We start from the raw sequence: 6815 nt of genomic DNA on the forward strand, positions 1-6815 counted from the left end.
CGGCAGGCTGGATTGCGCGGAGCTCAATTCCAGCCTCGCCGGCGTTTGAGGCGCGGGGTCTGGGGCGGAGCCCCAGAAACGGCTCAGCGGACTGGGTGGCCCGCTTCGCGGAGGGCGGCCTTGACCTCGGAGATCCTCAGGTCGCCGAAGTGGAACACCGAGGCCGCCAGCACCGCATCGGCCCCCGCCGCGATGGCCGGCGGAAAGTGCTCCAGCACACCGGCCCCGCCGGAGGCGATCACCGGCACCGTCACGTGCTTGCGTACGGCCGCGATCATCTCGGTGTCGTAGCCGTCCTTCGTGCCGTCGGCGTCCATCGAGTTCAGCAGGATCTCCCCGGCGCCCAGCTCGGCCGCCCGGTGCGCCCACTCGACCGCGTCGATGCCCGTGCCCTGCCGGCCGCCGTGCGTGGTGACCTCGAAGGACCCCGAGGCGGTGCGGCGCGCGTCGACCGACAGCACCAGCACCTGCCGCCCGAAGCGCTCCGCGATCTCCTGGATCAGCTCGGGGCGGGCGATGGCGGCGGTGTTGACGCCGACCTTGTCCGCGCCGGCCCGCAGCAGCTTGTCGACGTCGTCCGCCGTGCGGACGCCACCGCCCACGGTCAGCGGGATGAACACCTGCTCTGCGGTCCGCCGCACCACGTCGTACGTGGTCTCGCGGTTGCCGGAGGAGGCGGTGATGTCGAGGAAGGTCAGCTCGTCGGCGCCCTCGGCGTCGTAGAGCTTGGCCATCTCCACCGGGTCGCCGGCGTCCCGCAGGTTCTGGAAGTTGACGCCCTTGACGACGCGGCCGTTGTCCACGTCGAGGCAGGGGATCACGCGTACGGCGAGGCTCATCCGGACACCGCCTTGTACGCCTCGACCTCCACCTCGACGACCATGGACGGGTCGACGAAGCCGGAGACGATGATCATGGAAGCTGCGGGGCGGACGGCGTCGAACAGCTCCTTGTGCGCGCGGCCCACCTCCTCGACGTCCCGGGCGTGCGTGAGGTACATCCGGGTGCGGACCACGTCCTCGGGGCCGAGGCCCGCCTGGGCGAGGGCCTTGAAGGCGACGCCGAAGGCCGTCATCGTCTGGTCGTACGGGCCTCCGCCGTCGGCCGCGGTGCAGCCGGAGACGAGGACGAGCCCGTTCGGGAGCTGGACGGCCCGCGAGTAGCCGATGACGTCCTCGTAGGCGCCGCCGGAGGAGATGCGGCGCACCGCTTCGGGGGAACTGCTCATGCGGAGACCACCTTCAGGGCTTCTTCCAGGGTGAAGGCCTTGGCGTACAGGGCCTTGCCGACGATCGCGCCCTCGACGCCCTGCGGGACGAGCGCGGAGAGCGCGCGCAGGTCGTCCAGGGAGGAGATGCCGCCGGAAGCGACGACGGGCCGGTCGGTGGCGGCGCAGACGTTCTTCAGCAGCTCCAGGTTGGGGCCGGTCAGCGTGCCGTCCTTGCCGATGTCGGTGACGACGTAGCGGGCGCAGCCCTCGGAGTCCAGGCGGGCGAGGGTCTCGTAGAGGTCGCCGCCCTCGCTGGTCCAGCCGCGGCCCTTGAGGGTGGTGCCGCGCACGTCGAGGCCGATGGCGATCTTGTCGCCGTGCTCGGCGATGGCCCTGGCGGCCCACTCGGGGGTCTCCAGGGCGGCGGTGCCGAGGTTGACGCGGGTGCAGCCGGTGGCGAGGGCCGCGGCGAGCGAGGCGTCGTCGCGGATGCCGCCGGACAGCTCGACCTTGATGTCCATCGCACGGGTGATCTCGGCGACCAGGGCGCGGTTGTCACCCGTGCCGAAGGCGGCGTCGAGGTCGACGAGGTGCAGCCACTCGGCGCCGGAGCGCTGCCAGGCGAGGGCCGCCTCCAGCGGGGAACCGTAGGAGGTCTCGCTGCCGGAGACGCCGTGCACGAGCCGGACGGCCTGGCCGTCGCGGACGTCGACCGCGGGGAGGAGCTCAAGCGTCTTCATCAGAGGGTCTCGATCCAGTTGGTGAGCAGCTGGGCGCCGGTGTCCCCGGACTTCTCGGGGTGGAACTGGGTGGCCCACAGGGCCCGGTTCTCCACCGCCGCGACGAAGGGCTCGCCGTGGGTGGCCCAGGTGACCCTGGGCGCGCGGATGGCCGGGTTGGTGACCTCCAGGTTCCATTCGTGCGCCGCGTAGGAGTGCACGAAGTAGAAGCGGGCGTCGGCGTCGAGGCCGGCGAAGGCCTGGCTGTCGGCGGGCGCGTCCACGGTGTTCCAGCCCATGTGGGGGACGACGGGGGCCTTGAGCGGGCCGACCGTGCCGGGCCACTCGTCGAGGCCCTCGGTCTCGACGCCGTGCTCGATGCCCCGCTCGAAGAGGATCTGCATGCCGACGCAGATGCCCATGACGGGGCGGCCGCCGGAGAGCCTGCGGCCGATGATCCAGTCGCCGCGGGCTTCCTTCAGACCCCGCATGCAGGCGGAGAAGGCGCCGACGCCGGGGACGAGGAGCCCGTCGGCGTCCATGGCCTTGTCGTAGTCGCGGGTGATCTCCACGTCCGCGCCGACACGGGCGAGGGCCCGCTCGGCGGACCGGACGTTGCCGAAGCCGTAGTCGAAGACGACGACCGTCTTCTTTGCTGCGCTCATTCCCAGATTCCTTGGATCCGCAGGACTCCGGCCGCGAGGCACATGACGGAGCCGATGGCGAGCAGGATGATGACCGACTTGGGCATCTTCTGCTTCTGGAAGGAGTAGACGCCGCCGGCCAGGAACAGGCCGAGGACGATCAGGATGGTGTTGAGGCCGTTCACGGTTAGAGGGCGCCCTTCGTGGAGGGCAGGATGCCGGCCGCGCGCGGGTCGAACTCGGCGGCGTAGCGCAGGGCCCGGGCGAGGGCCTTGAACTGGCACTCCACGATGTGGTGGGCGTTGCGGCCGTACGGGACGTGGATGTGCAGGGCGATCTGGGCCTGCGCGACGAAGGACTCGAAGATGTGCCGGGTCATCGTCGTGTCGTACTCGCCGATCATCGGCGCCATGTTCTCGGGCTCGGTGTGCACGAGGTAGGGGCGGCCGGAGAGGTCGACGGTCACCTGGGCGAGGGACTCGTCCAGCGGGACGGTGCAGTTGCCGAAGCGGTAGATGCCCACCTTGTCGCCGAGGGCCTGCTTGAAGGCGGCGCCCAGCGCGAGGGCGGTGTCCTCGATGGTGTGGTGGCTGTCGATGTGCAGGTCGCCGTCGGTCTTGACGGTGAGGTCGAAGAGCCCGTGGCGGCCGAGCTGGTCGAGCATGTGGTCGTAGAAGCCCACGCCGGTCGAGACGTCGACCTTGCCGGTGCCGTCGAGGTTTATCTCGACGAGGACCGAGGTCTCCTTCGTGGTGCGTTCGACCCGTCCGATGCGGCTCATGCCTGCTGCTCCTTCTTCAGTGCGCGAACCGCTTCCAGGAACGCGTCGTTCTCGGCGGGGGTGCCGGCGGTGACCCGCAGCCGGCCCGGTACGCCGTTGTCCCGGACCAGGACGCCCTGGTCGAGGATCTTCTGCCAGGCGGTGTGCGAGTCCTCGAACTTCCCGAACTGGATGAAGTTCGCGTCGGACTCGGTGACCTCGTAGCCGAGGGCCCGCAGCTCGATGACGAGGCGGTCCCGTTCGGCCTTGAGCTGCTCGACGTAGCCGAGCAGGGTGTCGGTGTGCTCCAGGGCGGCCAGCGCGGTCGCCTGGGTGACGGCCGACAGGTGGTACGGCAGGCGCACCAGCTGGACGGCGTCGACCACGGCGGGGTGCGCGGCCAGGTAGCCCAGGCGCAGGCCGGCGGCGCCGAAGGCCTTGGACATGGTCCGGGAGACCACCAGGTTCGGGCGGCCCTCGATCAGCGGCAGCAGCGAGTCCCGGTGGCTGAACTCCACGTAGGCCTCGTCGACGATCACCACGGAGGGCTTGGCGGCCTGCGCGGCCTCGTAGATCGCGAGGACGGTCTCCGCCTCGACGGCGGTGCCCGTGGGGTTGTTCGGCGAGGCGATGAAGACCACGTCGGGGGCGTTCTCGGCGATCGCCTGCTCCGCCGCCTCCAGGTCGATCGTGAAGTCCTCCCGGCGCGGGCCGGAGATCCAGCCCGTTCCGGTGCCGCGGGCGATCAGGGCGTGCATCGAGTACGAGGGCTCGAAGCCGATCGCGGTGCGGCCCGGGCCGCCGAAGGTCTGCAGCAGCTGCTGGAGGACCTCGTTGGAGCCGTTGGCGGCCCACACGTTCTCGCGCGCGACGGGGTGCTTGCCCGTACGGGTGAGGTAGGCGGCCAGCTCGGTCCGCAGCTCGATCGCGTCCCGGTCGGGGTAGCGGTTGAGGGTGCGGGCGGCGTCGGCGACGCGCTCGGCGATCCGCGCGACGAGCTCCTCGGGGAGCGCGTACGGGTTCTCGTTGGTGTTCAGCTGGACGGGCACGTCGAGCTGCGGGGCGCCGTACGGGGTCTTGCCGCGGAGCTCGTCGCGGATGGGAAGGTCGTCGATCCCGAAGCTCACTGGGTGGGCACCTTCCAGCCGAAGCGCGCCTTCAGGGCGGCGCCGTGCGCGGGCAGGTCCTCGGCCTCGGCGAGGGTCACCACGTGGTGGGTGACCTCGGCGAGGGCGTCCCGCGTGTAGTCGACGATGTGGATGCCGCGCAGGAAGGACTGCACGGACAGGCCGGAGGAGTGGCAGGCGCAGCCGCCGGTGGGCAGCACGTGGTTCGACCCGGCGCAGTAGTCGCCGAGGGAGACCGGCGACCAGGGGCCGACGAAGATCGCGCCGGCGTTGCGGACGCGGGCGGCCCAGGCGGCGGCGTCGGCGGTCTGGATCTCCAGGTGCTCGGCGCCGTACGCGTCGACGACCTTGAGGCCGTCCTCCAGGCTGTCGACCAGCACGATCGCGGACTGCCTGCCCGCGAGGGCCGGCTTGATCCGGTCCTCGACGTGCTTGGTGGCCGCGACCTGCGGCTCCAGCTCCCGCTCGACGGCCTGCGCCAGCTCGGCGGAGTCCGTGACGAGCACGGCGGCGGCCAGCGGGTCGTGCTCGGCCTGGCTGATCAGGTCGGCGGCGACGTGCACCGGGTCGGCCGTGGAGTCCGCGAGGACCGCGATCTCGGTGGGGCCGGCCTCGGTGTCGATGCCGATCTTCCCGGTGAAGTAGCGCTTGGCGGCGGCGACCCAGATGTTGCCGGGGCCGGTCACCATGTTGACCGGGAGGCAGTCCTCCGTGCCGTACGCGAACATCGCGACGGCGACGGCGCCACCGGCCGCGTACACCTCGTCCACGCCGAGGAGCGCGCAGGCGGCGAGGATCGTCGGGTGCGGCAGGCCGCCGAACTCCTTCTGCGGCGGGGAGGCGAGCGCGATGGACTCGACGCCCGCTTCCTGCGCCGGTACGACGTTCATGACGACGGACGACGGGTACACGGAACGCCCGCCGGGGGCGTACAGCCCCACGCGCTCGACCGGAACCCACTTCTCGGTCACGGTGCCGCCGGGGACCACCTGGGTGGTGTGCTCGGTGCGGCGCTGGTTGCGGTGCACGATCCGGGCGCGCCGGATCGACTCCTCCAGGGCGGCGCGGACGTCCGGGTCCAGCTGTTCCAGGGCGGCCGCGAGGGCCTCCGCCGGGACGCGGACCTGCGAGAGCTCGACCCCGTCGAACTTCTGCGCGTACTCGATCAGCGCCGCCGTGCCACGATGATGGACGTCCTCGCAGATGGGCCGCACCTTCTCCAGGGCAGCTTCTACGTCGAACTCGGCACGGGGCAGCAGATCGCGCAGGGCGCCGCCCTCGGGGAGGGCGTCACCGCGCAGGTCGATACGAGAGATCACCCCCCAATTCTCTCAGACCGTCTCCCGCCACCGTTCGCCCGTATCACTGGCTGATACACGTCCCGGATGTCACTGCCGCCCTTTAGCGTTCTCGTACACGTAAACGGGCGAGCGGGGGGCTGCCGTGACCGAAGCGCAGGTGGACGGACGACCGGGGGACCTGACCGACCCCGAACACCGCATGTGGCAGGCCTTCCGGGCGGGCACGGTGTGTGATTTCGGCACCCGGATCGCGGAGCAGGACGATCCGCACGGCGGCGCGGAGTGGGGCCCCGAGCGGCAGGTCCGGGCGGAGGTCGTCGCCCTGCTGCTGCTGGCCGGACCGGATCCCGTCCCGGGCCGCGTCGGATGCCTGAAGATGCGCGGCGCGCAGATCACCGGGCGGCTCGATCTGTCCGGTGGCACGGTGCCCCCGTACGTCGAGATCCGGTCGTGCCGCTTCGACAGCGAGATCCAGCTGTCCGAGACACGCTTCGGCACGCTGCGGCTGGACAACTGCGCGATCCCCCGGATCGAGGCGGCCCGCGTGCACACCGAGGGCGACCTGCACCTGGCGCGCTGCCGGGTGGCGCGCGGGATCCGGCTGACCGACGCGCAGATCGGCACCGACCTGCTGATCAGCCAGGCCGTCTTCCAGCGCGACAACCGGGGCCGGGCCGTCGCCGCCGACGGGATGTCGGTCGCGCAGGACTTCCAGGCCGACCTGGTGGAGGCGTACGGCGAGGTGAGCCTGCGCGCGGCGAAGGTCGGCGCCTCGATGAGCCTGCGCGGGGCGCGGCTGCGCAACCCGTACGGGCGCCGCGCGCTGAACGCCCCGACCCTGACCGTCGAGCGGACCCTGTACCTGACCTCCATCGCCCTCGCCCCCGAGGCGGGCGACCCGGCCCGCCCGTACGACTGGGGGCAGACCCCGACGCGGGGCGGGCCGGAGCGGCACTTCGAGTGCCGGGGCGGGCTGCGTCTGGACGACGGCCGTTTCGGTGACTCCGTCGACTTCTACGGGGCCCGCTTCGACCTCCAGCCGGAGCAGGAGGTC

At 71.6% G+C, this 6815-nt stretch carries 9 protein-coding genes and 1 pseudogene; 2 read left to right on the forward strand and 8 right to left on the reverse strand.

The window, feature by feature from the left end:
• Positions 1-83 precede the first annotated feature (83 nt).
• Genes hisF through hisD form a run of 8 tightly spaced genes read right to left on the reverse strand, consistent with a single transcriptional unit; the run spans position 84 to position 5779 of the window.
• Positions 84-839 carry an imidazole glycerol phosphate synthase subunit HisF gene (hisF, locus tag ACFV0Q_RS36080; protein ID WP_385011426.1) on the reverse strand — a complete coding sequence of 252 codons (756 nt, stop codon included), beginning with the start codon at positions 837-839 and terminating at the stop codon, positions 84-86.
• Positions 836-1228, reverse strand: coding sequence for a RidA family protein (locus ACFV0Q_RS36085; RefSeq protein ID WP_385011428.1), 393 nt, complete (start codon positions 1226-1228; stop codon positions 836-838). The genes hisF and ACFV0Q_RS36085 overlap by 4 nt, the downstream gene beginning before the upstream one ends.
• Positions 1225-1950 carry a bifunctional 1-(5-phosphoribosyl)-5-((5-phosphoribosylamino)methylideneamino)imidazole-4-carboxamide isomerase/phosphoribosylanthranilate isomerase PriA gene (gene priA / locus ACFV0Q_RS36090; protein ID WP_385011430.1) on the reverse strand — a complete coding sequence of 242 codons (726 nt, stop codon included), beginning with the start codon at positions 1948-1950 and terminating at the stop codon, positions 1225-1227. Before priA ends, ACFV0Q_RS36085 begins: the two co-directional genes overlap by 4 nt.
• Entirely contained in the window at positions 1950-2594 is a 645-nt protein-coding gene (gene hisH / locus ACFV0Q_RS36095) for an imidazole glycerol phosphate synthase subunit HisH (RefSeq protein WP_385011431.1), read from the reverse strand. The genes priA and hisH overlap by 1 nt, the downstream gene beginning before the upstream one ends.
• Positions 2591-2758, reverse strand: coding sequence for a hypothetical protein (locus tag ACFV0Q_RS36100; RefSeq protein ID WP_266577737.1), 168 nt, complete (start codon positions 2756-2758; stop codon positions 2591-2593). The genes hisH and ACFV0Q_RS36100 overlap by 4 nt, the downstream gene beginning before the upstream one ends.
• A 2-nt stretch (positions 2759-2760) precedes the next feature.
• Positions 2761-3354: an imidazoleglycerol-phosphate dehydratase HisB gene (hisB, locus tag ACFV0Q_RS36105; protein WP_030155936.1), complete on the reverse strand. Its 594-nt coding sequence runs from the start codon at positions 3352-3354 to the stop codon at positions 2761-2763.
• Entirely contained in the window at positions 3351-4460 is a 1110-nt protein-coding gene (locus ACFV0Q_RS36110) for a histidinol-phosphate transaminase (protein WP_385011434.1), read from the reverse strand. Before ACFV0Q_RS36110 ends, hisB begins: the two co-directional genes overlap by 4 nt.
• Positions 4457-5779, reverse strand: coding sequence for a histidinol dehydrogenase (gene hisD / locus ACFV0Q_RS36115; RefSeq protein ID WP_385011436.1), 1323 nt, complete (start codon positions 5777-5779; stop codon positions 4457-4459). The genes ACFV0Q_RS36110 and hisD overlap by 4 nt, the downstream gene beginning before the upstream one ends.
• 398 nt (positions 5780-6177) lie before the next feature.
• Here hisD and ACFV0Q_RS36120 point away from each other — a divergent pair, with 398 nt between their 5' ends.
• Together ACFV0Q_RS36120 and ACFV0Q_RS36125 are read left to right on the forward strand one after the other, a co-directional pair.
• Positions 6178-6366 (forward strand): hypothetical protein, encoded by a 189-nt coding sequence (locus ACFV0Q_RS36120; protein WP_385011438.1) that lies wholly within the window; start codon positions 6178-6180, stop codon positions 6364-6366.
• Positions 6306-6815: pseudogene (locus tag ACFV0Q_RS36125) on the forward strand (oxidoreductase); the annotation flags it as partial. The gene ACFV0Q_RS36120 and the pseudogene ACFV0Q_RS36125, both read left to right, overlap by 61 nt.

Source organism: Streptomyces sp. NPDC059564 (genome assembly GCF_042735575.1).
Lineage (GTDB): Bacteria > Actinomycetota > Actinomycetes > Streptomycetales > Streptomycetaceae > Streptomyces.